22 protein-coding genes and 2 pseudogenes are annotated in these 24,010 nt (G+C 75.0%); 13 read left to right on the forward strand and 11 right to left on the reverse strand.

Annotated elements, in window-relative coordinates; all coding sequences use genetic code 11:
- Nucleotides 1-57: 57 nt before the first annotated feature.
- Entirely contained in the window at nucleotides 58-1,257 is a 1,200-nt protein-coding gene (locus tag ACFFHU_RS02540) for an ABC transporter substrate-binding protein (protein WP_377335233.1), read from the forward strand.
- A 153-nt stretch (nucleotides 1,258-1,410) separates the two neighbouring features.
- Here ACFFHU_RS02540 and ddaH read toward each other — a convergent pair whose 3' ends face one another.
- A complete protein-coding gene (gene ddaH / locus ACFFHU_RS02545; protein WP_377335235.1) occupies nucleotides 1,411-2,244 on the reverse strand; it encodes a dimethylargininase in 834 nt (277 codons plus the stop codon).
- 59 nt (nucleotides 2,245-2,303) lie between these two features.
- Between ddaH and ACFFHU_RS02550 the strand changes: the two genes are divergently transcribed.
- Entirely contained in the window at nucleotides 2,304-2,762 is a 459-nt protein-coding gene (locus ACFFHU_RS02550; protein WP_377335237.1) for an Lrp/AsnC family transcriptional regulator, read from the forward strand.
- A 91-nt stretch (nucleotides 2,763-2,853) separates the two neighbouring features.
- On the opposite strand, the gene ACFFHU_RS02555 is transcribed toward ACFFHU_RS02550, so the two are convergent.
- From ACFFHU_RS02555 to mobA, 3 genes are all read right to left on the reverse strand, one after another.
- The gene (locus tag ACFFHU_RS02555; RefSeq protein WP_377335239.1) at nucleotides 2,854-3,963 is read right to left on the reverse strand and encodes a T3SS (YopN, CesT) and YbjN peptide-binding chaperone 1; all 1,110 of its coding nucleotides are present in this window, start codon (nucleotides 3,961-3,963) and stop codon (nucleotides 2,854-2,856) included.
- 136 nt (nucleotides 3,964-4,099) lie between these two features.
- Nucleotides 4,100-4,393: a DUF6457 domain-containing protein gene (locus ACFFHU_RS02560; protein WP_377335241.1), complete on the reverse strand. Its 294-nt coding sequence runs from the start codon at nucleotides 4,391-4,393 to the stop codon at nucleotides 4,100-4,102.
- Complete coding sequence (mobA, locus tag ACFFHU_RS02565) at nucleotides 4,377-4,991, reverse strand: molybdenum cofactor guanylyltransferase (RefSeq protein WP_377335243.1); 615 nt, start codon at nucleotides 4,989-4,991, stop codon at nucleotides 4,377-4,379. Before mobA ends, ACFFHU_RS02560 begins: the two co-directional genes overlap by 17 nt.
- A 156-nt stretch (nucleotides 4,992-5,147) precedes the next feature.
- Between mobA and fdhD the strand changes: the two genes are divergently transcribed.
- Nucleotides 5,148-6,002, forward strand: a complete 855-nt coding sequence (gene fdhD / locus ACFFHU_RS02570) for a formate dehydrogenase accessory sulfurtransferase FdhD (protein WP_377335245.1) — start codon at nucleotides 5,148-5,150, stop codon at nucleotides 6,000-6,002.
- Nucleotides 6,003-6,016: 14 nt separating this feature from the next.
- Here the strand turns inward: fdhD and ACFFHU_RS02575 are convergent, their stop codons facing one another.
- On the reverse strand, nucleotides 6,017-7,387 hold the full coding sequence (locus tag ACFFHU_RS02575) for a DUF4192 domain-containing protein (protein ID WP_377335247.1): 1,371 nt from the start codon (nucleotides 7,385-7,387) through the stop codon (nucleotides 6,017-6,019).
- Nucleotides 7,388-7,550: 163 nt separating this feature from the next.
- The gene (locus ACFFHU_RS02580; protein ID WP_377335249.1) at nucleotides 7,551-8,051 is read right to left on the reverse strand and encodes a GNAT family N-acetyltransferase; all 501 of its coding nucleotides are present in this window, start codon (nucleotides 8,049-8,051) and stop codon (nucleotides 7,551-7,553) included.
- A gap of 100 nt (nucleotides 8,052-8,151) precedes the next feature.
- On the opposite strand from ACFFHU_RS02580, the gene ACFFHU_RS02585 reads away from it, so the two are divergent.
- The 8 genes and pseudogenes from ACFFHU_RS02585 (at nucleotide 8,152) to ACFFHU_RS02620 (ending at nucleotide 17,958) form a co-directional block, all read left to right on the forward strand.
- Nucleotides 8,152-9,042 carry a fructosamine kinase family protein gene (locus tag ACFFHU_RS02585; RefSeq protein ID WP_377335251.1) on the forward strand — a complete coding sequence of 297 codons (891 nt, stop codon included), beginning with the start codon at nucleotides 8,152-8,154 and terminating at the stop codon, nucleotides 9,040-9,042.
- Between the two features lie 23 nt (nucleotides 9,043-9,065).
- Nucleotides 9,066-10,115 carry a GTP 3',8-cyclase MoaA gene (gene moaA, locus ACFFHU_RS02590; protein WP_377336026.1) on the forward strand — a complete coding sequence of 350 codons (1,050 nt, stop codon included), beginning with the start codon at nucleotides 9,066-9,068 and terminating at the stop codon, nucleotides 10,113-10,115.
- Between the two features lie 5 nt (nucleotides 10,116-10,120).
- The gene (locus tag ACFFHU_RS02595; protein WP_377335253.1) at nucleotides 10,121-10,366 is read left to right on the forward strand and encodes a MoaD/ThiS family protein; all 246 of its coding nucleotides are present in this window, start codon (nucleotides 10,121-10,123) and stop codon (nucleotides 10,364-10,366) included.
- A gap of 6 nt (nucleotides 10,367-10,372) precedes the next feature.
- Nucleotides 10,373-11,875 (forward strand): metallophosphoesterase, encoded by a 1,503-nt coding sequence (locus tag ACFFHU_RS02600; RefSeq protein ID WP_377335255.1) that lies wholly within the window; start codon nucleotides 10,373-10,375, stop codon nucleotides 11,873-11,875.
- A gap of 46 nt (nucleotides 11,876-11,921) precedes the next feature.
- Nucleotides 11,922-14,609, forward strand: a pseudogene (locus tag ACFFHU_RS02605) (UvrD-helicase domain-containing protein); the annotation flags it as partial.
- Nucleotides 14,610-14,714: 105 nt separating this feature from the next.
- A pseudogene (locus tag ACFFHU_RS02610) lies at nucleotides 14,715-15,251 on the forward strand (3'-5' exonuclease); the annotation flags it as partial.
- Nucleotides 15,252-15,382: 131 nt separating this feature from the next.
- Nucleotides 15,383-16,561 carry an LppU/SCO3897 family protein gene (locus tag ACFFHU_RS02615; protein ID WP_377335257.1) on the forward strand — a complete coding sequence of 393 codons (1,179 nt, stop codon included), beginning with the start codon at nucleotides 15,383-15,385 and terminating at the stop codon, nucleotides 16,559-16,561.
- Between the two features lie 143 nt (nucleotides 16,562-16,704).
- Complete coding sequence (locus ACFFHU_RS02620; protein ID WP_377335259.1) at nucleotides 16,705-17,958, forward strand: ATP-binding protein; 1,254 nt, start codon at nucleotides 16,705-16,707, stop codon at nucleotides 17,956-17,958.
- Between the two features lie 58 nt (nucleotides 17,959-18,016).
- On the opposite strand, the gene ACFFHU_RS02625 is transcribed toward ACFFHU_RS02620, so the two are convergent.
- On the reverse strand, nucleotides 18,017-18,628 hold the full coding sequence (locus ACFFHU_RS02625; RefSeq protein ID WP_377335261.1) for a GNAT family N-acetyltransferase: 612 nt from the start codon (nucleotides 18,626-18,628) through the stop codon (nucleotides 18,017-18,019).
- A 125-nt stretch (nucleotides 18,629-18,753) separates the two neighbouring features.
- Here ACFFHU_RS02625 and ACFFHU_RS02630 point away from each other — a divergent pair, with 125 nt between their 5' ends.
- Both ACFFHU_RS02630 and ACFFHU_RS02635 read left to right on the forward strand, forming a co-directional pair.
- On the forward strand, nucleotides 18,754-19,320 hold the full coding sequence (locus ACFFHU_RS02630) for a DoxX family protein (RefSeq protein ID WP_377335263.1): 567 nt from the start codon (nucleotides 18,754-18,756) through the stop codon (nucleotides 19,318-19,320).
- Nucleotides 19,321-19,633: 313 nt separating this feature from the next.
- Nucleotides 19,634-21,073, forward strand: a complete 1,440-nt coding sequence (locus tag ACFFHU_RS02635) for a glycosyltransferase 87 family protein (RefSeq protein ID WP_377335265.1) — start codon at nucleotides 19,634-19,636, stop codon at nucleotides 21,071-21,073.
- A gap of 72 nt (nucleotides 21,074-21,145) precedes the next feature.
- Here ACFFHU_RS02635 and ACFFHU_RS02640 read toward each other — a convergent pair whose 3' ends face one another.
- The 4 genes from ACFFHU_RS02640 to moaC all read right to left on the reverse strand — a co-directional run bounded on the left by ACFFHU_RS02640 (nucleotide 21,146) and on the right by moaC (nucleotide 23,945).
- Nucleotides 21,146-21,553, reverse strand: coding sequence for a molybdenum cofactor biosynthesis protein MoaE (locus ACFFHU_RS02640; RefSeq protein WP_377336028.1), 408 nt, complete (start codon nucleotides 21,551-21,553; stop codon nucleotides 21,146-21,148).
- 56 nt (nucleotides 21,554-21,609) lie between these two features.
- Nucleotides 21,610-22,815 carry a molybdopterin molybdotransferase MoeA gene (locus ACFFHU_RS02645; protein ID WP_377336030.1) on the reverse strand — a complete coding sequence of 402 codons (1,206 nt, stop codon included), beginning with the start codon at nucleotides 22,813-22,815 and terminating at the stop codon, nucleotides 21,610-21,612.
- Nucleotides 22,816-22,977: 162 nt separating this feature from the next.
- The gene (locus ACFFHU_RS02650) at nucleotides 22,978-23,454 is read right to left on the reverse strand and encodes a MogA/MoaB family molybdenum cofactor biosynthesis protein (RefSeq protein WP_377335267.1); all 477 of its coding nucleotides are present in this window, start codon (nucleotides 23,452-23,454) and stop codon (nucleotides 22,978-22,980) included.
- Nucleotides 23,451-23,945: a cyclic pyranopterin monophosphate synthase MoaC gene (moaC, locus tag ACFFHU_RS02655; RefSeq protein ID WP_377335269.1), complete on the reverse strand. Its 495-nt coding sequence runs from the start codon at nucleotides 23,943-23,945 to the stop codon at nucleotides 23,451-23,453. The genes ACFFHU_RS02650 and moaC overlap by 4 nt, the downstream gene beginning before the upstream one ends.
- Nucleotides 23,946-24,010: the final 65 nt, after the last annotated feature.

The raw sequence follows: 24,010 nt of genomic DNA on the forward strand, positions 1-24,010 counted from the left end.
GCGGAACGGGTAGAACGCCGGGGGGATCCGATCGGTCCATCATTATGGGGAGGCACGGTGGCGCAACTCGACCGCAGGCAGGCGCTCAAACTGTTGGCCGCCCTCGGCGGCAGCAGCTTGGTTACCGCGTGCGGCACCGACGGCGACGCGGAGGCGCGACCCACGGGCAGCAGCAAGCCGGTCCGGATCGGGTTGGTGGCCCCCGAGACCGGTGGCTACAAGGACATCGGTGACGACATCCGGGCCGGATTCCGGTTGTTCCTCCAGCTCAACGGCAACCGGCTGGGCGGGCACCCGGTGGACCTGGTCACCGCCGACGAGGGCGCCGACCCGAACGCTGGCAAGACGGCCGTCGACGGCCTGATCAAGCAGAACGTGCTGGCGTTGACCGGGGTGGTGAGCTCGTCCACCATGCTGGCCGTGCGGGACACCGTGGAGCGGGCCAAGGTGCCGCTGATCGGCTCTAACGGCTCCCCCACCGACCTGCAGAGCGTGGTCTACATCTGGCGCACCTCCTACGTGAACGACCAGCCGGGCCAGGCGCTGGGCGACTTCGTGGCGCGCAAGGTGTCGAAAAAGGGGAAGGTGGTCACCATCTCCCCGCAGAGCCCGGCGGGCACCGACGCGGTCGAGGGCTTCCGGAACGCCTTCGGCGTCTCCGATCCTCGGCTGGTCAACCCGCCCATCTGGACCACCGGGTCCGTCGATCCGCCCTCGGACGCCTTCCGGGCCGACGTGACGAAGCTGATGTCGTACCGGCCCGAGGCGCTGTTCTGCTTCTTCGCCGGCACCCCGGCCGTGCGGTTCATCAAGCAGCTGCACGCGTCCGGCTTCCGCGGCACCGTGTACGGCTCCGGCTTCCTCACCGAGGGCAGCGTGCTCAGCCAGCTCAAGCCGGAGGAGGCGAGGGGCATCACCACGGCCCTCAACTACTCGCCCGACCTCAACAACGCCGCCAACCGGACGTTCGCGGCCGCGTACCGCAAGGACCACGAGACCCCCCCGACCACGTACGCGATGGCCTCCTACGACGCCGCGCAGATGCTGGACAAGGCGATCCGGCTCGCCGGCGACGACCTGAACCCGCAGACGCTCAACCTGGCCCTCGGCCGGATCGGTCAGATCGACAGCCCGCGCGGCCCGTGGCAGTTCAACCAGTCCCGCACGCCGCAGCAGGCGTGGTACCTGCGCCGCGTGCAGGACGACGGGCAGACGCTGTCGAACGTGCTGGTCGACGAGCTCGGCACGCTCGGCTGAGCCGGCTGCCCGCCCGGGCCGGGTCGGCCGGCTCGGCCGCCCGGCTTTGGCCGGGCCGGCTGGGGCCGCCCGGCTCGGCCGCTTGGGCCGGACCGGCCGGCTCGGGCCGCTCGGGGCCGGGCAGCCCGGGCCGGGCAGCCCGGGCCGGGCGGCTCAGTGGCGCAGTTCGGCCACGCAGCACTTGACGCTGCCGCCGCCCTTCTTGAGTTCACTGAGGTCGACCGGCACCGGGACGTAGCCGGCCGCCGCGACCTTGGCGGCCATTCCGCTCGCCTCGGCGTTCAGCACGACGTGCCGCCCGTCGCTGACCAGGTTGAGGCCGAACGCGAACGCGTCGACCTCGTCGGCCAGCACGGCGTCCGGGAAGAGCTGGGCGAGCACCTTCTGCGCCGCCGCCGAGAACGCGCCCGGGAAGTACGTCACCCGCTCGTCGTCGAGCACGGCCAGCGCCGTGTCCAGGTGGTAGAAGCGCGGATCCACCAGGCGGAGCGAGACGACCGGATGGTTGAGCATCTCCTGCGCCTCGGCGTGCGCGGCCGGCTCGGTGCGGAAGCCGTAGCCGGCGAGGATCAGCCCGCCGTACGCGCGCGGCAGGTAGGCGAAGTCGCCCTCGCCCTCGTTGACCTCGCTCGGCGCGACGAACCGCCAGCCCGAGGACTCGTAGAAGTCACGGTGGCCGGCGGCCTCCGCGGCGCGCTGCTCGTGCTTGAACCGGGCGCCGTACGCGGTGCCGTCCACCACGAAGGCACCGTTGGCCGCGAAGACCATGTCGGGCAGCCCGGCTCGGGGCGGCAGGACGTGCACGGTGTGGCCGAGCCGGGACAGGGTTTCCCGCAACGACTCCCACTGCTTCACCGCGAGCTCGACGTCCACCGGCTCGTCGGTGTCCATCCACGGGTTGATGGCGTACTCCACCGCGAAATGTTCCGGCGGGCACAGCAGGTATGTCCGCTTTCGCGGCGTGCGCTCCTGGTTCACGGACACCAAGAGTAAGTACGGTAAAGCATCGGTGACAGCCACAACCATTGCTTGAAAGAGACGGAACGTTGCACATCGACGCCGTAGACCAGCGGATTATTGCGTCCCTCGTGGCCGACGCCCGGGCCTCGTACGCGGAGATCGGCGGCCGGGTCTCCCTGTCCGCTCCGGCCGTGAAGCGCCGGGTCGATCGGTTGCGCGCCGCGGGGGTCATCAAGGGATTCACCGCCGTCGTCGACCCGGCCGCGGTCGGGTGGACGACGGAGGCCTTCATCGAGCTCTTCTGCACGGGCCGGACCACCCCGGCCCAGATCTCCGCGGCCACCCGCCGGCACCCCGAGGTGGTCGGCGCGTACACGGTGTCCGGCGAGGCGGACGCCATCGTGCACCTGCGGGCGGCCGACATCGCGCACCTGGAGCAGACCCTCGAGCGGTTGCGCGCGGAGCCGTTCGTCACCTCGACGCGCAGCATGATCGTGCTGTCCCGGTTGCTCGAGTCGCCGACCGTGGTGGCCGCGCCGAGCTGAGCCTGTGGATAACTCACCGGGGCTGACGCCTGTGGATAACTCGTACACACGTGCTATCCACAGGCTGCGGATAGCACGTGTGTACGACGGATCAGAGGTACATGCCGGTCCGCGGTCCGGCTTCCCGGTCGGTGGGCTTGTCCCCCTCGCCGAAGAAGCGCTTCCCGCCGAACTCGCCGAGCAGCCGGTCGTCGAGTTCGTCGGCCAACCCCGTCATGACCTGGACGGCCAGCATGAGGTGGGTGGCCTGGAAGTTGCGGCCGAAGACCGGGATGGAGGCCCAGACCGTGTCGTTGGTGCAGTACAGCCGGCCGATCGGCATCCGGTTGGTCAGCTCCGACAGCTTCACGTACAGCCGCTCGGTGGGCTCGACCTCGGTCAGGACCGGCGAGAACACGTCCACCAGGGGCGGGTTGTCGCGAACCCGGACGAAGACCATCGCCGAACCGGCCCGGATGCTGATGTCGCCGTCGGAGTCCACCTGTAGCTGCTCCGGATTCGACCGCAACATCGTCGAGATGACGGTGCGCACCCGTTCGTCCAGGCGCAGCACCTCGTCGTCCGCCTCGGCGACCTCCGTCTGCGCCAGCTCCAGGGCGGCGGCCAGCTCCCGCTCGCTGCGCTGGTCCATCGCCAGCTCCGGCCGGGCCGGGCCGAGCGGCTCGACCGGCATCGGCTCGTCATCGGCGTCCCGGACCAGGTAGACCAGGAACGCCGGGTGCGGTGCCCCGTACACGTCGCGCAGCGTCCGCGCCACCACGGTGGCGGTCCGGTTGGCCCCGTCGCGCGTGCTGTCCAGCCCGAAGTGATCCCCGGAGCCCGACACCACGCCCGGCGGCGACCAGCCCAGGGCCACCATGTCGGCGACGGCCGCCCGGTCCAGCCGGTATCCGGCGGGCAGCGTGGCGTTGCCCACGGCCCGCGCCAGCACCCGGTCCTGGTCGCCCACCCCGAGGAAGACCGAGTAGACAGCCTCACCGGTTCCCGAGGCCGTGGGGTCGAGCGTGAGCTCGAGTTGCGCGCCGGCCGGCAGGGCCCGCAGCGCCGTGGCCAGCGCCCGGGCGAAGTCCTGCCACGCCTCGGTCACCTTGGCCCGCAGGTCGGCGGTGGTGGGCTCGTCGAGCAGGACCGGGTCGGGCAGCGCGGTCGCCTCCGCCCCGGTGTCCCCGTCCGCGCCGGGTGAGGGGTGCTCTGCTGTCATGATCGCCTCCGTCCGTCTGGCACACCCTAGGCGATGGCGCCGTCGGGGGTGACGTGCCGGACTCGAAGCTGACAGCTACCCAGCCGCCGGTTCCGCCGAACCCACGCGGGCCGGCCACCACCGCCCCCGCACGCGGTCACCTCGTGCCGGGCCCGGCCGGCTCATCGGGTCCGCCGGGCCCAGCGGCGGGTCCGCCGGGCCCAGCGGCCCAACCCCTTGCCAGGCCGCTGAGCCGGTCGGCCGCGTCGGCCGGGTCGGCGCCGCGGCCCACGGCCAGACCGAGCAGGTACGCGGTCACCGGCGCGCCCGGCCGGAGCACGTTGTGCGCCACGTCCCGGGCCAGGTCGAGCACCAGCGGCGTTCGTACGTCCGCCGGGTCCAGGCCCAGTTCGGCGCTCGCGGCCGTCACCCAGTCATCCATGGTCGTCATTGAGCCACTCCTCGGCGCGCCGGACGTCCGCTTCAGTGTCGCAGTCGAACCAGGGCGGCGGCCCGCCCCCCGGCCAGGCCACCTCCCGCACGGTCAGGGCGGCGAGCAGCGCCCGGAACGGCGCGCCGGCCAGCGATCCGTCCCGGGACCTGGCCAGCGCCGACACCGCGCCCCGGAGCGGCTCCACCCGCCACATCGCGCACAGCGACTGCCGCCGACCGGCGTCATCCAGGTAGCAGACCCCGTCGGCCGGGCCGCACCGCAGCTCGCGGCGCAGCAGCGCCACGGCCTCCGGGGTGAGCAGCGGCAGGTCGGCCGCGAGCACGGCCACCTCGGCCACGCCGGCCAGCTCGGGCCGGGCGAGGCCGGCGGCCAGGGCAGCCACCGGTCCGCCGCCCGCGGGTTGCTCGCGGACGGTCAGCACGTCGGCGGGCAGCCCGGCGGGAGGCCCCACCACGATCCGCGGCGCGGCATCGGCGACGGCGGCCAGCACCCGGTCCCGCATCGACCGGCCGCCGACCGACACGGCCGGCTTGTCCGCCCCGCCGAGGCGGCGGCCGGCCCCGCCCGCCAGCACGACCGCCCCGTACCCGCTCATGCCGGCCACCGTAGCGGGCGCCGCCCCGCCCGCTCGGCCGGCGGGTGGCCATCGACGAGGTCGGTCGAGGCGCCGGACCGGCGCGACGGCCTCGACCGTGGGCCCGCCGGGAAAGGCCGCGGGGCGGGTTGCCGGCCGGCGAGGCAGGATGAGGTCATGGGACGTGCCAGTGACCGGCGAAGTGTGCTGCGGATCGACCTGTCGGCTCCGGACCGGGACGCGCCCGCCGCGGTACGCCGTCCCGACACGCTGGCCGGGGAGGAGCCCCTGGAGATCCGGGTCGGCCGGGCGGGGCAGGCCCGCCGCCCGCTGGCGGTGACGATGCGAACCCCCGGCGACGAACTGGACCTGGCCATCGGGTTCCTGCTGACCGAGGGCCTGATCCGATCGGCCCGGGACGTGTCCACCGCGCAGCTGTGTGCCGGGGACAACGCGCCGAACACCTACAACGTGGTGGACGTGGTGCTGGCCGACGGCGTCCCCGAGCCGGAGACAGATCCGGCCCGGGCCTTCTACACCACCAGCTCCTGCGGGGTCTGCGGCAAGGCGAGCATCGACGCCGTCCGGACCCGGTCGCCGTACGACGTGGCCACCGATCGGGTCGAGCTGGCGGCGACCGATCTGGCCCGGCTGCCGGACCGGCTCCGCGCGGCGCAGCGCACCTTTGAGCGCACCGGCGGACTGCACGCGGCCGGCCTGTTCAGCACGGGCGGCGAGCTGGTGGTGGCCCGGGAGGATGTCGGCCGGCACAACGCGGTGGACAAGGTGATCGGCTGGGCGGCCCGGCAGGAGCGGTTGCCGTTGACCGGCCACGTTCTGATGGTCTCCGGTCGGGCCAGTTTCGAGCTGACCCAGAAGGCGTGGATGGCCGGGATCCCCGTGCTGGCCGCCGTGTCGGCGCCCAGCACGCTGGCCGCCGAGCTGGCCGGCGAGGCCGGGATGACGCTGGTCGGGTTCCTCCGCGGGCAGACCATGAACGTCTACACCGGCGCGGAGCGCGTCACCTGCTGAGCGGGCCGCCGTGCTCATCGCCGGCGGGCCCGGCCGGTCCGCGTGCCGCCGGTCCGGCCGCTGCCGGTCCGCGCGGCGTCGGACGGCTCCTCGTCCATCACCGAGGGCGGCAGGCCGGCGCGCAGGGCCTCGTCGAGCAGCAGGGCCATGGGGTAGCGGGGTTCGACCGCCAGCGCGCGTTCCACGGCGATCACGGCGAGGGCGCCCTGCCCGGATCGCCAGGCCGCGTAGGCCAGCAGCGCGGCCGGTGGCGCCGCGAGCCGGCTCGGCACCCGGCGCAACACGTCCGTCCAGAGCGCGACCTGGTCGGGGTCGGAGTCGACGCGGTGCCACGCCTGTTCCCGTACCGGCAGGCGGCTGAGCAGCACCCCGAGCCAGCACACCTCGTCGTCGGTGAGCCGCTGACCGGCCCGGTGCCGCGCCCGGGCCACCCGCAGCGCCGCGGCCCCGGCCGAGCGCAGGGCGCGGATCCGAGCCGCGCGCACCGCCCGGGAGCGCTCGTCGCGCGGCGTCGGCCGGACCGGCGCGCCGGCGGCCGATTGCCGCTCGGCCGGCATGCCGGCGGCCGATCCCGGCTCGGCCCGCACGTCGGCCGCCGATCCCCGCTCGGCCGACGCCACCGGGCCCGGACCGGCCGCGGTCCGGGCGGCCGCGGCGGCCGCGGCGGCCGCGTCCATGAGCAGGGTGGACAGCCGCTTGCTGGCCCGTTCGGCGGCCGCGCGCAGTGCCACCCGCTCCGGGCCACCGACCGGCGCAAGCTGCCGCTCGAGGGCGTTCCGGTCGGGCAGCGCCACCTGGCCCGCGAAGATGGCGGCCGCGGCCACCGGGCTGGCGTGCGCGTCGAACCGCACACCGTCGGCCGGGCAGCACGCGGGGTTGTCGCACAGGTAGGACCAGTACCGGTCGCCGGTGACCCGGAGCAGGTCGAGCACCCGCAGGTCATGCTGCCGCACCACCGCCGCCACCGCATCGATGGCCGGCGTCACCCGCTCCGGCGGCCCATACCCCAGCACGGTCACCGCGTCCACCCGCTGGCGCCGGACCACCTCGACGATCTCCCGGGCCATCGCGCCCAGCACTCCGGCCGACGGCGCCGGATGCCTCGTCGAAGCCGCGCGGTCGAGCGGATCCGCGCGGCTCCCGACGGTCGCGCGGGTGCGCGGATCCGCACGCCCCGCCCCGGACACCCGGTCCGCCGGGGCCGCACCCACCGGTCCGGACGGCGGCTCGGGCAGGTCGACGCGGGCGGCGAACTCCACCCGCGGGCCGCGCAGGGCGACCACGACCAGGCTGTCGGACGGGTGGAAACCGAGCAGGTAGGGGACGGCCGCGATGAGGTCCGCCGGCGAGCGGACCATGAGCCGGGGAGGTTCGCAGGTAGCCATGCGCGCCAGCCTGGCGGGAACGCGCTCCGGGTGGCCACGGCGACAGCAGGCGCCTGTGGACGACACGCCGGTCATCCACAGCCACGCTGGGTAATGGTGCTGGTCGGCACGATGCCGCCCCGGGCCGTACCGGAAGAATTTCTGTCTGGCCGCCCAGCGTGGGTCAGGCCCGGAACCGCAACCCGTGCAGCTCCAGTTCGGTGCGCCGGTCCTCGGTCCGGCCGGCCAGGTCGAGGGTGAGCTCGACGGCGGACAGCCGGTCGTAGCCGGCGCCATGCAGGCAGCGCAGCGCGTCGAGGTTCCGGGCGTCCGGGGTGACGGTCAGCCGGCGCATCCCGCGCCGGCGGGCCTGGTCGGCCACATGGGCCAGCAGGGCCCGGCCGATGCCGATGCCACGCGCCTGCCCGGCCACCACAACGGGCTCGATCCGCCCGGACCGGCCGTCCAGGATCAACCCCACGAGGCCCACCACCCCGTGCTCGGGGTGCTCGGCCACCCACATCCCGGACAGATCCAGCCGGGTGAGGTACTCCTCGAAGTCGCCGACGTCCGGTCCGCCGCCGCCCGGATAGAGCGATCGGCGCTGGTCCGCCAGCTCACCCCAGAGGCGGCGCCCGGCGGCGTGGTCGGCGGGACGGTAGGGCCGGACAGCGGTGGTGGTCATGGTTCATCCTCACCCCCCGATGCCGGACACGGCACCCACTCGATGCGCAAAGCCTCCGGTGTGTCACCGGCCGCGCGGGGCGCGGCGATACGGTGCGCGGATGGATCTGGCCTACCTGCGCGCGCACCCGGGACAGCTTCCCACCTTCCTCACCCACCAGCGCATCCGCGAGACGCCGGTCTCCGGGGGCGACATCTGTACGGCGTCCCGGCTGACCCTGGACGACGGCACCTCCATCTTCGCCAAGAGCTGGCCGGAGTCGGCGGGCTCGCCGGCGCCGCCCGGCTTCTTCGCGGCCGAGGCGGCCGGCCTGCGCTGGCTCGCCGCGGCGGCGGCCGTGCCGGTGCCCGAGGTGCTGGTGGTGCTGGACGGCATGCTGGCGCTGGAGTGGGTCGAGCCGGGTCCGGCCGAGCCGGCCGCGGCGGAGCGGTTCGGCCGTAACCTGGCCGCGCTGCACCGCGCCGGCGCGCCGCGCTTCGGCGCGGACTGGCCCGGATACATCGGGGCGCTCCCGCAGGACAACGCCGGCTCGGAGGGCCCGTGGTCGGAGTGGTTCGGCCGGACCCGGCTCGCGCCGTACCTGCGCCGGTCGGTGGACTCCGGTGCGCTCGACCGCGCCGATGCCGGGCTGGTGGAGCGGGTGATCTCCCGGCTCGACGGCTACGGCGGCGCCGAGCCGCCCGCCCGGGTGCACGGCGACCTGTGGCCCGGCAACGTGCTGTGGTCCGCTACCGGCCGGGCCCACCTGGTGGACCCCGCCGCGCACGGTGGGCACCGGGAGACCGACCTGGCCCAGCTCGCGCTCTTCGGCGGCAGCCCGCACCTGGACCGCACGCTGGCCGCGTACCAGGAGGTGTGGCCGCTGGCCGACGGCTGGCGGGATCGCGCTCCCGTACACCGGTTGCACCTGCTCCTGGTGCACACCGCGCTGTTCGGCACCGCCTACCGCGAGTCGGTGCGGGCGGCCGCCCGGGCCGCGTTGTCGGTCTGACGGGCTACGGTGGACCGGTGAGCATCGGAGTCGGCGCATCCCCCGAGCGGCCCGGTTCGGCGGACGGGGCGCTCGTGGACCGGTACGGGCGCGCCGCCACCGACCTGCGCGTGTCGCTGACCGACAGGTGCAACCTGCGCTGCACCTACTGCATGCCGGCCGAGGGCCTGCCCTGGTTGCCGAAGTCGGAGGTGCTCACCGACGACGAGGTGGTCCGGCTGATCCGGATCGCCGTCGAGCGGCTCGGCGTGACCGAGGTGCGGTTCACCGGGGGCGAGCCGCTGATCCGGCCGGGTCTGCTGGACATCCTGGGCCGGGTGGCGGGGCTGCGGCCCCGGCCGGTGCTGTCGCTGACCACCAACGGCCTGGGCCTGGACCGGCTGGCCGAGCCGCTGCGGGCCGCCGGGCTGGACCGGGTCAACGTCTCACTCGACACCGTCGACCGAGAACGGTTCGCCGAGCTGACCCGGCGGGACCGGCTGCCGGACGTGCTGGCCGGCCTCGCCGCGGCCACCGCGGCGGGGCTGCGCCCCGTGAAGATCAACTCGGTGCTGATCCGGGGCGTCAACGACGACGAGGCCCCGCGGCTGCTGCGCTTCGCGCTCGACCACGGCTACCAGCTGCGGTTCATCGAGCAGATGCCGTTGGACGCCCAGCACGGCTGGGACCGCCGCGTGATGGTGACCGCCGACGAGATCCTCGCCGCGCTGCGCGCCGCGGTCAGCCTGCTGCCCGACCCCGTGGCGCGGGGCGGCGCGCCCGCCGAGACGTGGCTGGTCGACGGGTACGTCGACGCGGCCGGGCAGCCGGCCCGGGTGGGCGTCATCGGCAGCGTCACCCGCCCGTTCTGCGGCGACTGCGACCGCACCCGGCTGACGGCCGACGGCCAGATCCGCAACTGCCTGTTCGCCACCGAGGAGTCGGACCTGCGCGCCGCGCTGCGGGCCGGCGCCGACGACGCCGAGCTGGCCGACCGGTGGCGGGCCGCCACCTGGGCCAAGCGGGCCGGCCACGGCATCGACGACCCGACCTTCCTGCAGCCGGTACGCCCGATGTCCGCGATCGGCGGTTGAGTGGCGTGACCGTCACCGTGCGGTACTTCGCCGGCGCGCGCGCCGCGGCCGGGCGGTCGGAGGAGTCCCTGCCCCATCCGGGCTGCCTCGACGAGCTCGTCGGCGCGCTGCGTGACCGGCACGGGCCGCGGCTGGGCGCCGTGCTCGAGGTGGCCAGCTTCCTGGTCGACGGCCTGCCGTGGCACGATCGCCGGGCGCCCGTCCCGTCCGGGGCAACAGTGGACATTCTGCCCCCGTTCGCCGGCGGCTGAGCGACGATGGCCATCGTGCTGCCTCTCCTGGTCGTGGCCGTGGTGATGACGCTGGCCCACCTCTACCTGTGGCGGCGTCTCGTCCGGGACACCACCGGGTCGGTGTGGCTGCGCCGGAGCGGCGCCGTGCTCGCGGTGGCGCTGGCCGTGCTGGTCCCGGTCACGGTGGCCGGCACGAACGCCGGCTTCTACTGGCTGGCCTGGCCCGGCTACCTGTGGCTCGCGCTCATGTTCTACCTGGTGCTGGCGCTGCTCGCGCTGGAGCTGCCGATGCTGGTCGCCCGGCGCGTGCTGCGGTCCCGGGCGCGGCGGGTGGCGGAGCACGGCGGCCCGGCGCCGACCGCGGCCCCGCCGGCACGAACGCCGTCGGCCGTCGGCGTAGCCGGACCGGGCACCGGCGCTCGCGCCGGCGTCGGCTCCGGGCCGGGCCCGGCCGCCGCGCCGGACATCGACGCCGGGTCGTCTGCCGGCGCGGTGCCGGGGATTGCCGCGGGGACGTCCGCCGACGGCACGCCGCCGAACGGCCGCACCCGCGCGGACGGCACGCCGCCGAACGGCCACACCCGCGCGGATGGCACGCCGCCGAACGGCCACGCCGGCGCCGCTGGTCCCCGCGACGGCGCCGACCAGGACAGCGGCGGCACCGATGCCGGCGCCGGATGGCACGATCCCGGCCGGCGGCTGCTGCTGGCCCGGGGCGCGGCCATCATGGCCGGGCTCACGGCCGCGGGCGTGACCGGGTACGGCGTACGGGTGGCGACCGGACCGCCCCGGCTGGACCGGGTCCGGATCGGCCTGGCCAAGCTGCCCCGGCCGATGGACGGCCTGCGCATCGCCACCGTCTCCGACATCCACCTCGGACCGCTGGCCGGACGACCGCACGCCGAGCGCATCGTCAACATGATCAACAGCCTGGACGCCGATCTGGTGGCGGTGGTCGGTGACCTGGTGGACGGCTCGGTGGCCCAGCTCGGCCCCGCGGCCGAGCCGCTGCGCGACCTCCGCTCCCGGTACGGCAGCTACTTCGTCACCGGCAACCACGAATACTATTCCGGCGTCGCGGAGTGGGTGGCCGAGGTGGACCGGCTCGGCGTACGGGTGCTGCAGAACGCCCGGCGCGAGATCGTCACCCCGGGCGGGGTGCTGGACCTGGCCGGCATCAACGACGTGTCGGCCCGCGGGACCGGGCCGGCGGCGGCCGGGCCGGATTTCGACGCCGCGCTCGGCGACCGCGACCCGGCCCGGCCGGTGGTGCTGCTCGCCCACCAGCCGGTGGCGGTGCACGAGGCGGCCAAGCACGGGGTGGACCTGCAGCTGTCCGGCCACACCCACGGCGGTCAGGTGTGGCCGTTCGACTACGTGGTCCGGCTGCAACAGCCGGTCGTCTCCGGCCATGCCACCATCGACGGCACCCAGCTGTACGTCACCAACGGCGCCGGGTTCTGGGGCCCGCCCGTTCGGGTCGGCGCCCCGCCGCAGGTCACCCTCGTGGAGTTGCGGAGCAGATAGCCCGGGTCACCCGGCCGCGTGGCGGAACGCGGCGGCGAATCGCCCCATGACAGGATGCGGCGTGCTTCCGTTCCCAGCCGCCGCCGACCGTGGCGCTCCCGTAGGCACCCCGTACGTCGCCGACCTGCACATCCATTCGCGATACTCCCGCGCGTGCAGCCGCGACCTCTCGCTGCCCACCCTCGGCTGGTGGTCCCGGCGCAAGGGGATCACCCTGCTCGGCACCGGCGACTTCACCCACCCGGCCTGGCTGGCCCACCTGCGCGAGACGCTGGTGCCCGCCGAGCCGGGGCTGTACCGGCTGGATCCGGAGACCGAGCGGGACATCGCGCGCCGGCTGCCGCCCCGGTTGGCCGGCACCTCGGGGGACACGGCCACCAGGTTCATGCTGAGCGTCGAGATCTCCACCATCTACAAGCGGGACGACCGGACCCGCAAGGTGCACCACCTGATCTATCTGCCGGACCTCGACGCGGTGCAGCGGTTCAACGCGGCGCTCGGCCGGATCGGCAACCTGGCCTCGGACGGCCGGCCCATCCTCGGGCTCGACTCGCGCGACCTGCTGGAGATCACCCTCGACGCGAGCCCGGACGGCTACCTCGTCCCGGCGCACATCTGGACCCCGTGGTTCTCGGCGTTGGGTTCGAAGTCGGGGTTCGACGCCATCGCGGACTGCTACGCCGACCTGGCCGACCACATCTTCGCGGTGGAGACGGGCCTCTCGTCGGATCCGGCGATGAACTGGCGGGTGTCCGGGCTGGACCGGTACCGGCTGGTGTCCAACTCGGACGCCCATTCACCGGCCGCGCTGGCCCGGGAGGCCACCGTGCTGGCCACCGAGCTGGACTACTTTGCGATCCGGGACGGGCTGCGCGGCGGATCGGGGCTGCATTCCACGATCGAGTTCTTCCCGGAGGAGGGCAAGTACCACGCCGACGGGCACCGCGGCTGCGGGGTGAACTGGCCGCCGGAGCGGACCCGGGCGGCCGGCGGCCGGTGCCCGGAATGCGGCAAGCCGCTCACCGTGGGGGTGCTGAGCCGGGTCGAGGACCTGGCCGACCGCCCCGAGGGCTACCGCCCACCCGGCGCGCCGGCGGTCACCCACCTGGTTCCGCTGGCCGAGATCCTCGGCGAAATCGAGGGCGTGGGTGCGAAGTCGAAGACCGTGGCCGGGCAGCTCAACAAGCTGGTCGCCGCCCTCGGGCCGGAGCTGGAGATCCTGACCCGGTCGCCGCTGCCGGACCTGCGTGCCGCCGGCGGCGAGCGGTTGGCCGAGGCCATCGACCGGCTGCGCCGGGGCCGGGTGCACCGGGTCCCGGGCTACGACGGCGAGTACGGGGTGATCCGGCTGTTCGAGCCCGGTGAGCTGCGCCGGACCGGTGGCGCGGCGCCGCAGCCGGAGGCGCTGTTCGACGTACCGGAAATGCGGCCGGCGCCGGCCCAGCCGGGGCGACCGGCGGCCGGCGCGGTGCCCGCGCAGCGCCGGCGGACCCGGCCGGCGCCCACCCCGGCGCCCGCGCCACCGCCGCCGATCGCGGCCCCGCCGTCCCCGCACGAACCGTTCGAGCCGATGCTGGCCGGCATGGAGGAGGTGGGCACCGGCCTGCTCGACCGGCTGGACGCCATGCAGCGGGTGGCCGCGTCCGCGCCCGGCGGTCCGATGCTGATCGTCGCGGGCCCGGGGACCGGCAAGACCCGGACCCTCACCCACCGCATCGCGTACCTGTGCGCGGAGCTGAACGTGTTCCCCGAGCGCTGCCTCGCGATCACCTTCACCCGCCGGGCGGCCGAGGAGCTGCGGGCCCGGCTGGACGGCCTGCTCGGTCCGGTGGCCGAGGACGTCACGGTGGCCACCTTCCACTCGCTGGGGCTGCGGATCCTCCGGGAGAACGCGCCGGCCGCCGGGCTGCCGGCGGACTTCCGGATCGCCGACGACGCGGATCGGGCCGAGCTGCGCGCCGAGGCCGGCGACGACGACGCGGCGTACGTCAAGCTGCTGCGCGCCCGCGACCTGGTCGATCTCGATGAGCTGGTCGAGCTGCCGGTGCGGCTGTTGCGGGACGACCCGGACCTGGTCGCCGAGTACCGGCGGCGCTGGTCGTGGGTGTTCGTGGAGGAGTACCAGGACGTCGACGCCACGCAGTACGAGCTGCTGCGGCTGCTCAGCCCGGCGGACGGCAACCTCTGCGCGATCGGCGATCCGGACCAGGCGATCTATTCGTTCCGGGGCGCGGACGTCGGCTACTTCCTGCGCTTCTCCCAGGATTTCACCGACGCCCGCCTCGTGCGGCTGACCCGCAACTACCGGTCGTCGGCGCCGATCCTGGCCGCGTCCGTGCAGGCCATCGCGCCGACCTCGCTGGTCCGTGGCCGGCGGCTCGACCCGGCCCGGCTCGACCCCGAGGCGCCGCTGGTCGGCCGGTACCCCGCCGCGTCCGTCGCGGACGAGGCCGATTTCGTGGTACGGACCATCGACGAGCTGGTAGGCGGGCTCTCGCACCGGTCCCTGGACTCGGGACGGGTGGACGGCCGGACCGGCCACGCGGGGGCCGTCTCGTTCGCCGACATCGCCGTGCTGTACCGCACCGACGCGCAGGCCGGGCCGCTCGTCGACGCGCTGCACCGGGCCGGCGTACCGGTGCAGAAGCGCTCTCACAACCGGCTGCGGGACCGGGCCGGCGTGGCGGCCCTGGCCGCCGAGCTGCGGCACGCCGGCGGACCCGGCACCCCGGCGGTCTCCGCCGGGCCGGTCGGCCCCGACGGTCCCGGCGTCCCCAACGGACCCGGCTTCTCCGGCGGGGTGGCCGAGGTCGGCGGCGCCGGCGGTTCGCTGGCGGACCGGCTGCGGCGTGCCGGGCGGGTCCTGGCCGAGCGGTACGCGGCGCCGACCCTCGACGCCCGCGGCGGCGCCGGGCCGGACGACGTCTGGTCGGCGGTCGAGCTGCTGACGCCGCTGGCCATCCGCTGCGGGAACGACCTGCCGGCCTTCCTCACGGCGCTGGCCACCGGGGCCGAGGTGGACGCGCTGGATCCGCGGGCCGAGGCCGTGACGCTGTTGACGCTGCACGCGGCCAAGGGGCTCGAGTTTCCGGTGGTGTTCCTGGTCGGCTGCGAGGACGGCCTGCTGCCGCTGCGGCTGCCGGGCTCGTCGCCCGGCCCGGACGAGGTGGCCGAGGAGCGCCGGTTGTTCTTCGTCGGGATGACCCGGGCCCAGGATCGGCTCTACCTGAGCTCTGTCCGGCGCCGCAGCCGGCACGGCCGGGAGCGGGAGTGCAGCCCCACCCCGTTCCTGGAGGCGATCGATCCGGGTCTCTTCGAGCGGTTCGGCGCCGAGCAGCCACGCCGCCCCCGGGACCGGCAGCTACGGCTGCTGTGACGCCAGTGGTACACCTCCAGCGCGGCGGCTGCTTTAATTCCCCGTCCGGGCTACGGTGGCCTGGACGCTAGCCACCACAGGTAGCCGGCCCCTCACCTACCGGCCCAGACCGACCCCCGGGAGCCCCCGTCATGTCCAACTATGGACCGCCGGACCGCGCTGGAGCAGGGCCCGAGCCGTGGCCGGACGGACGCCCCAGCCGGTCGGCCTGGTCGTCGGAGGAGCCGGAGCCCGACGCCGGCAACGACGGCCTGCGGACCCCGCCCTGGTCGGCCGGGTCGGCCGGGTACGACTCCGCGGAACCGACCGGCCGGTACGGCGCAGCCGGGTCCACCGGCGGGTACGGCGCGCCGGAATCGGCCGGCGGCTACGGCTCGGCGGACCCGGCGGACGGGTACGGCCCCGCGGCCCCGACGGACGGGTACGGCTCGGCGGCGCGCGGCGGGTACGGGGCGACCGGTCGGTACGGGTCCCCGGCCGACGGCGGCTACGAACCGGGGAACGCCGCCGGCTACCAGCCGTCCGGGACCGGGTACGACCCCGCGGCGGCCGGCGGGTACGAGCCGGGCCGGTACGAGCCGGCGACCGGGTTCGATGCCGCGGCGACCCGCGGGTTCGATCCGGCGGCGGCCGGCGGCTACGCGCCGGACGGGTACGATCCCACGGCGACCGGCGGCTACCAGCCGTCGGCCGGGACCGGCTACGGGTCCGCCTCGGGCGGCCCCCAGGAAGCGGCGACGGCCGGGCCCGGCTCGACCCCGGGCTACGGGTCGGCACGGCGGTACGAGCCGGGCCAGTCGGCGGGCCTGCCGGAGTGGTCCAGCAACGCGCCGGAGCCGGCCGCCGGGCGCCGACGGGGGCCGACGGTCGCGGTCCTGGTGGTGCTGGCGCTCCTCGTCGTGGGCGGCGCGGCCGGCGCCTACTACCTGAAGAACCGGGATGGCGGGTCCGGCGTGGCGGCCCCGGCCGGCACGACCGGTGGCACGCCGACGGCCGCCGGCCCGGGCGCCGGCGCCGGCACCCCGAATCCGGACACCGGAACGCCGACGCCCGAGTCCTCGTCGGACGCCCGGTTCGTCAAGGCCGGCCAGTGCGTGCGCAACGAGAGCGGCGCCGGTGACAAGCCACGGATGGTCATCACCGATTGCGGGCCCGGGACCTTCGAGGTGCTGCGCCGCGTGGACGGCGCCACGAACGGCAAGACCGACGCGGTGGCCAAGTGCGCGCAGGTGGACGGTTACACCGACTGGTACTTCTTCAACAGCCCGCTGGACACCCTCGACTTCGTGCTCTGCCTCAAGCAGCGCTGAGCCGGCCGCGTAGGCAAAACTAGGTCTTTCTAGCCCTCTCGCTAGAAGGCCCTAGTTTTTGCTCGAGGCGCCGTCCGCGACACGCCATCGGTTCCTCTACAGCAATCTACCGATTCAGCTAGAAGCGCCGATACGGTACGAGGGTGGACCCCGTCCGGAACCCCTACGCTCCCGGCGCCGGCCAGCGGCCACCCGAGCTGGCCGGCCGCGACCGCGAGCTGGACGTGTTCGACGTCGTCCTGGAACGCATCGCCCGCGGGCGGCCCGAACGCAGCCTGATGCTTACCGGACTGCGCGGCGTCGGCAAGACCGTGCTGCTCAACACCCTCCGCTCGCAGGCAATCGGTCGGCTGTGGGGCACCGGGAAGATCGAGGCCCGGCCCGACCAGTCGCTGCGCCGGCCGGTGGCCGCGGCCCTGCACATGGCCGTCCGGGAACTCGCGCCGCACCACCGCGCCCCGGGGCGGATCGACGAGTTCCTCGGCGTGCTCAAGGCGTTCGCGCTGCGCGGCGGAGCGCCCGCGCAGGCCGGCCGCAAGGCCGCCGCGCCCCGGCTGCGGGACCGCTGGCAGCCCGGCATCGACGTGCCGGCGGCAACCGGACGGGCCGATTCCGGCGACATCGAGATCGACCTGGTGGAGCTGCTCAGTGATGCGGCGAGCGTGGCCACCGACGTCGGCACGGGCATCGCCGTGTTCATCGACGAGATGCAGGACCTCGGCCCGGAGGACGTCTCCGGGCTGTGCGCGGCCTGCCACGAGCTGTCCCAGCTCGGCGCGCCGCTCATCGTGGTGGGCGCCGGCCTGCCACACCTGCCGGCCGTGCTGTCGGCCGCGAAGTCGTACTCCGAACGGCTGTTCCGCTACCAGCGCATCGACCGGCTCGACCGGATCGCCGCCGACCAGGCGCTCTGCGCGCCCGCCGAGCGGGAGGAGGTGGAGTACGAGCCGAAGGCGCTCGACCTGCTCTACGAGAAGTCGGGCGGCTATCCGTACTTCGTGCAGGCGTACGGGAAGGCCACCTGGGATCACGCCCCCCGGTCCCCGATCGCCCCGGCGGATGTCCGGGTGGCCGCACCGGAGGCGGAGGCCGAGCTGGCGGTGGGGTTCTTCGGCTCGCGGTTCGAGCGCGCCACCCCGGCCGAGCGGGAGTACATGCGCGCCATGGCGGCCCTGTCGTACGTCGAGACCGAGCCGGCCGACGGGCAGCCCACCGACGACATGGACGCGGCCGTACCGACCGCCGAGATCGCGAAGTCACTCGGGCGCAAGCCCGCGAGCCTCTCCCCCGCTCGCGACGCGCTGATCAAGAAGGGACTGATCTACTCGGGCGAGCGCGGCACGGTGGCGTTCACGGTGCCGCACTTCGGCCGCTACCTGCGGACCCAGCCGAGCTGACCGGCGGCCGGGGCCGGCGCGGCTCAGCCGAGCTGACCGGCGGCCGGGCCGGCGCGGCTCAGACGAGCGACCAGGGCCCGGGGAAGGTGACCTCCCCGGACGGCGGCACCGGCGCGTCCTCGGCGGGCGGTCCCGCCGCGCCGGCGGGCGATCCCGCCGTACCGGCCGCGGTCGACGGCGCGGCGGCGTCGCCGGCGGAGGCCGGCAGCAGCAGCGCCTGCCACGGGTCGCCCAGCCCCGACCACGGGCTGGTGAGCCCCAGCCGGGCGGCCGGAAAGAAGCCGAACCGCCGGTAGTACGCCGGGCTGCCGAGCAGCACGACGAGCCGCTCGCCCAGCTCGGTGGCCGCCGACAGCGCGGCCTGCACGACGTCGCTGCCGTATCCGGCCCGCTGCCGGTCGGGCCGCACGGCCACCGGCCCGAGACAGAGCGCGGGGAAGCCGGCCGGATCGACCCGTACCCTGGACAACAGGGCATAGCCGAGGATCTCGCCGCCGACCTCGGCCACGATGGAAAGCTCGGGTATCCAGGCGTCGTCCACGCGGAGCGCGTCCACCAGCCGCACCTCGGCCGGGACCCGGTTGTCGGAGTGCGCGAAGGCGGCGGCCAGCAACCGCCGGATCGCGGGCACGTCCGACGGCTGCTCCGGCCGGAGCCGCACAGCTGTCATGGCTGGCGACGCTACCTGCCCGGCGGCCGATCGGTGGGGCAAAGTGCCGGGGCCAGCCACGATGACCGGCCATGGTTACCGTCGATGCGCGGGTAAAGCGGACGGCCGCGGGGTATGACTGACGCATGAGACCCGTACGTGGCATCGCCCGCGCCATGCTCAGCGGCATTTTTGTGATCAACGGTGCCCGGTCCCTGGCCAACCCGCAGCCGTTCGTCGGGCGGGCGCGCAAGGTCACCGATCGGGTGGGCCCGATGATGGAGCGGGTCGACCCGCGGCTGCCCTCCGACGCCGAGAGCCTGGTCCGGGTCAACGGCGCCCTGCAGTTGACCGCCGGACTGCTGCTGGCCACCGGTCACCTGACCCGGCCGGCCGCGACCGTGCTGGCCGGCACGCTGGTGCCGACCACCGTGGCCGGGCACTCGTACTGGGCCATCGACGACCCGGCCGAGCGGGCGAACCACCGGATCCACTTCCTGAAGAACCTCGGCATGTTCGGCGGGCTGCTGCTGGCGGCCGCCGACACCGAGGGCCGACCGGGTCTGCGCTGGCGCACCAGCCGGGCGGTGCTCGACGGTCGCCGGTCGGTGCAGCGCGGCGGTCGCTCGGTGCGGCGCGTGGTCCGGGGCGCCCGCCGGGACGCGCGGATCGCGGTGCGCTCCGCCACGGCGGCGCGGCGGCTGCCGGGCTGAGGTGCCCCGTGCGCGGCCGGGTTGAGCCGCGTCGATAGGATTTCGAACCTCATGGCCGAGCCGGCGGGACCGCGCCGCCGGGAGCGCCCGCGGTCGCGCCGGGCACGGGCCGGCACCGCCCATTGCACCGGGCGACACGGCAGCTTAGCGGTGATTTATCTGGAATTACCGCCCTGTGGCAACGAGACAGAAATGTCGCGAACTAGTGTGGGACGGGATACGTTCGGATAACGCAGGGGGCGGTGCGGTGTGGCGCGGTTCTAGGCTGCTGCGTGCAGGACCTGGACACGATCGGTACGGGGGTGACAGTGCCATGCCGGCGACCGTCGATGGGCGGACCGACACGCACACCCCGTCCCGGTGGACGTGGTCCCGCGTGGACAGCCGCACCGTCACGCGCCTCGCGGCCGTGGCCCTGACCTGCTATCTGTCCTGGCTCGCCATCGGCGCGTTCGGCCGGCCGTACAACTTCTTCGACCTGAAGATCTACCACGGCGCCGTGGCGTGGTGGGCGGCCGGCAACGACCTGTACGGGTTCGTGGCGCCCCGGACCACCCTCGGCTTCACCTACCCGCCGTTCGCCGCGCTCACCATGCTGCCGATGGCCCCGCTGCGGGTCGGGATGGCCGGCCTGATCAACGTGCTGGCCAGCCTCGGCACCCTCGCGGTGGTGCTGACGGCCCTGCTCAAGCCGATCGCCGAACGGATGCGCTGGCCGCTGTGGTTCGGGGTCGCCCTGGCCGTGCCGCTGGCCGCCGCCATCGAGCCGGTCCGGGAGACGCTCGGCTATGGCCAGGTCAACCTGCTGCTCTTCGGCCTCGTCATGGCCGATCTGATCGCGCTGCGCTGGCGGGCCCGCCGGGTGTTGCGCGGTCCGGTCACCGGCGGGTTGCTGCGGCGATGCTGGCTGGGCGGCGCGTGGGCGGGGGTCGGCATCGGCCTGGCCACCGCCATCAAGCTGACGCCCGCGCTGTTCATCGTCCATCTCTTGCTGACCCGTCAGTGGCGGGCGGCGTTCACCGCAATGGCCACCGCCGCCGGCGTCACCCTGGCCACCTTCGCGGTGGCCGGCCGGGCGTCGACGACCTACTTCACCGAGGTGCTCTGGGACACCGGCCGGGTGGGCGAGCCCGACGCGACCCCCAACCAGTCCCTGGCCGGCATGCTGGCCCGGCTGTACGACTCGATGGAGACGCCGGGCCTGATCTACCTGGCGTTCGCGGTGCTGCTGCTGGCGGTCGGGCTGTCCCGGGCCGCGAGCGCGCACGCCGACGGCGACGAACTGACCGCCTTCACCATCATCGGCCTGACCGCGAACGTCATCAGCCCGATCTCCTGGACCCACCACCTGGTGTTCGTCGTGCCGGCCGTCATCATCCTGGCCGACGCCGCGAGCCGGCGCCGGGCCGCCAGCCGCGGGCTGCGCCGCACCACCGCCGCGCCGACCGGGCTGAACGGCATCGGCGGCCTCCGCTCGCCGATCTGGTACCCGACGCTGACCGGGGCGCGGCACGCCGCGGCCGCCGTCGCGCTCTACGCGCTGTTCCTCATCTCACCGATCTGGCCGTACGAGCACCAGCTGCCCGCGGTCTCCCACTACCAGGACGGCCTGTTCGGCGCGCTGATGGAAAACTCGCTGGCCATCGCGCTGATCGTGCTGGTGGCGGCGCTGCCCTGGCGGCCGGGGGCGGAGCCGGTGTTCTACCCCGAGCACCAGCGGCAGGACCGGCGCACGCCCGCGCTGCGCGCCTGACGCCGCAGGGGCACGTCAGACCCGCCACACCGGTGCGGGTGATGCCGCCGCGCGGCGGGGAGCGTCCGTCCGTCAGGGACAGTTGACCCACTCGTCCGTGCCATCGGCGAAGATCTGGTGCTTCCACACCGGGAGCCTGGCCTTCACCTCGTCGACCAGGCGTGCGCAGGCGGCGAAGGCGGCGGCGCGGTGCGCGGTGCTGACGGCGGCCGCCAGCGCGACGTCGCCGATGTCCAGCGGCCCGACCCGGTGGGACACCGCGACGGCGTGCACCGCGTCATCGCCGGCGATCTCCGCGGCCACCGCCCGGAGCACGTCGAGGGCGCTCGGATGTCCCTCGTACTCCAACCGGGTGACTCCGCGGCCGTGATCGTGGTCGCGGACGACGCCCTGGAACGACACCACCGCCCCGGAACGCGCACCCGCCACCGCCGCCTCGTGGGCGGCCAGGTCCAGCGGCTCGGTGCCGACGGCCACCAGGACGACCTCCGGCGGAACGGCCCCGCCGACCGCGTCGTGCGGTGCAACGGCGCCCGTCACCGGACCACTCCCTGGCGCGGCGGCAGCGGCACCAACGGCACGGCGTCGCCGGGCGCCCCCTCGGCGCCCGGCGCGATGACCGCGAAGCCGTCCGCCAGGGCGAGCCCGCGCAGCATCGCGGAGCCGACGTGCCGGACCGGGCGGGCGGTGTTGTCTCGCGGGTCAACCCGGACGAGCGCGAGGTGGGTGGACTCGCCGCGGCCCGGGACCGGCTCGGCCAGCGTCACGGCCGGCAGTTCCGGCTGGGCGCGACCTTGAAGACCGGCCAGCAGCGGTGCCACCAGGGACACCAGGGCGACGATCGCGGACTGCGGATTGCCGGGCAGCCCGGCCACGAACCGGGCCCGGCCGTCCGCGCCGGACACCCGGGCCACCAGCATCGGGAAGCCGGGCCGGACGGCGACGGTGTTGACCACGTACTCGGCGCCGAGCGCGTCGAGCGCCGGATGCAGGTGGTCCACCGGCCCGTGCATGGTGCCGCCGGTGGTGCAGACCAGGTCGGCGCCGGCCAGTGCCGCCCGGAGCGCGTCGACGTGCGCCGGCAGGGTGTCGGCGACCGGGCCGGTGAAGTCGGCCGGCCCGATGTCACAGCCGTACCGGCGCAGCCAGGCCGGCACGGCCGGGCCGAGCGCATCCCGCACCCGCCCGTCCCCCGGCGGTCCGGCGGTCAGCAGCTCGTCGCCGAAGACCAGCAGCGCGGCGCGCGGGGCCCGGCGGACCGCGAGCCGGTCGTGCCCGCAGGAGGCCGCCAGACCGATCACGGCCGGGTCGACGGGCGTGCCGGCGGGCAGCAGCTCCTCGCCGGCCCGCGCCTCCTCGCCCGGCGAGCGCCACTCCGGCGTGCCGCGCAGCCGGCCCTCGACCAGACCGTCCGCGGACCGGGTGGACTCCTCGACCCGGAGCACGGCGTCCGCCCCGTCGGGCAGCATCGCGCCGGTGGCGATCTCGACGGCGGTGCCCGCCTCGGGCAGCGGCGCGGACACGGCGCCGGCCAGGGCCCGGCCGACGATCCGCCACGGGCCCGGTCCGCGGACGGCCCAGCCGTCCACGCTGGAGGTGCGGAAGGCGGGCAGGTCGGTGAGCGGCGCGAGCGGGCGGGCCAGCGTGCGGCCGTCGGCCGACTCGAGCGGGACCTCGGCCACCGGAAGCGCCGCGGCGGCGCCGGCCTCGTGCGCCCGGCGCCGGGCCTCGGGCCAGGACAGCGGAGCGGGTACGACGCCCGGGGCGGCGACGGCGACGGGATCGGCTGCGGTCACCTGCCGAGCCTATCGCCCGGCACCGACGCCCCCGCCGGTACGCGGTCGCGCACCGGTCCCGGTCCGGCCCGACCTGCCTGCACGGCCATGGCCCCACCGCCGGTGGCCCTACCGCTGATGGTCCCCGCCGCGCAGCTGGTCGACGGCGTGGGGGAGGATCGGGCGCAGGACCGCGAGCCCGTCCCGCGCGCCGCCGGTGGAACCGGGCAGGTTGACCACCAGCATCCGGCCGAGCACCCCGGCCAGCCCGCGGGACAGCGCCGCCGCCGGCACGGTCGGCCGGCTGTGCGCCCGGATCGCCTCGGCGATGCCCGGTATCTCATAGTCGAGGACCGCCCGGGTCACCTCAGGCGTCCGGTCCGTCGGGTTGATCCCGGTGCCGCCGCTGGTCAGCACCACGTCGACGCCGTCCTCCAGCGCCGCGAGCAGGGCCTGCCCCACCGGATCGCCGTCCGGCACCACCACCGGCTCGTCGACCGCGCAGCCCAGCTCCCGCAGGCCGGCGACCAGCAGCGGGCCGCTGGTGTCCTCGTACACGCCGCTCGCCGCCCGGTTGGAGGCGACCACCACGCGGGCCCGGATCATGGCCGGTCCGCCGGCCGCTGCCAGTCGCCGGTCTTGCCGCCGAGCTTCCGCAGCACGCGTACCGCGTCGATGGTGGCCGCCGGGTCCACGGCCTTGACCATGTCGATCAACGCCAGCCCGGTGACCGCCACCGCGGTGAGCGCCTCCATCTCGACTCCGGTCCGGTCGGCCGTCCGTACGGTCGCGGTGATCTCGACGGCCCGCTCGGTCAGCTCCAGGTCGACGGTCACCCCGTGCAGCGCGATCGGGTGGCAGAGCGGGATGAGGTCCGGGGTGCGCTTGGCGCCCATGATGCCGGCCACCCGTCCCACCGCCAGCGCGTCGCCCTTGGGCAGCCCGTCCCGGCGCAGCAGCTCGATCACCTCGGTGGTGGTGCACAACCGCCCGGCGGCAACGGCCCGGCGACCGGTGACCTCCTTGGCGGACACGTCCACCATTCGGGCCGCGCCGGCCGCGTCCACATGGCTCAACCGAGCCGGAGAATCCGTCACGCCCCGCAGCCTATCCATTGACGCAGCGGATGGGGCCAATCGGCCCCGCGACGCCGGGCCGCCGG

It is taken from the genome of Plantactinospora siamensis, from assembly GCF_042434095.1.
Classification (GTDB): Bacteria; Actinomycetota; Actinomycetes; order Mycobacteriales; family Micromonosporaceae; genus KBS50.

Bases quoted from the DNA above. Each gene is read 5' to 3' on its own strand.
- ACFFHU_RS02555 (WP_377335239.1), bottom strand. From the start codon at position 3,963: ATGACAGCAGAGCACCCCTCACCCGGCGCGGACGGGGACACCGGGGCG.
- ACFFHU_RS02625 (WP_377335261.1), bottom strand. From the start codon at position 18,628: ATGACAGCTGTGCGGCTCCGGCCGGAGCAGCCGTCGGACGTGCCCGCG.
- ACFFHU_RS02615 (WP_377335257.1), top strand. From the start codon at position 15,383: ATGTCCAACTATGGACCGCCGGACCGCGCTGGAGCAGGGCCCGAGCCG.
- mobA (WP_377335243.1), bottom strand. From the start codon at position 4,991: ATGAGCGGGTACGGGGCGGTCGTGCTGGCGGGCGGGGCCGGCCGCCGC.
- ACFFHU_RS02585 (WP_377335251.1), top strand. From the start codon at position 8,152: ATGGATCTGGCCTACCTGCGCGCGCACCCGGGACAGCTTCCCACCTTC.
- ACFFHU_RS02650 (WP_377335267.1), bottom strand. From the start codon at position 23,454: ATGATCCGGGCCCGCGTGGTGGTCGCCTCCAACCGGGCGGCGAGCGGC.
- ACFFHU_RS02630 (WP_377335263.1), top strand. From the start codon at position 18,754: ATGAGACCCGTACGTGGCATCGCCCGCGCCATGCTCAGCGGCATTTTT.
- fdhD (WP_377335245.1), top strand. From the start codon at position 5,148: ATGGGACGTGCCAGTGACCGGCGAAGTGTGCTGCGGATCGACCTGTCG.
- ACFFHU_RS02580 (WP_377335249.1), bottom strand. From the start codon at position 8,051: ATGACCACCACCGCTGTCCGGCCCTACCGTCCCGCCGACCACGCCGCC.
- ACFFHU_RS02575 (WP_377335247.1), bottom strand. From the start codon at position 7,387: ATGGCTACCTGCGAACCTCCCCGGCTCATGGTCCGCTCGCCGGCGGAC.
- ACFFHU_RS02635 (WP_377335265.1), top strand. From the start codon at position 19,634: ATGCCGGCGACCGTCGATGGGCGGACCGACACGCACACCCCGTCCCGG.
- ACFFHU_RS02600 (WP_377335255.1), top strand. From the start codon at position 10,373: ATGGCCATCGTGCTGCCTCTCCTGGTCGTGGCCGTGGTGATGACGCTG.
- ACFFHU_RS02560 (WP_377335241.1), bottom strand. From the start codon at position 4,393: ATGACGACCATGGATGACTGGGTGACGGCCGCGAGCGCCGAACTGGGC.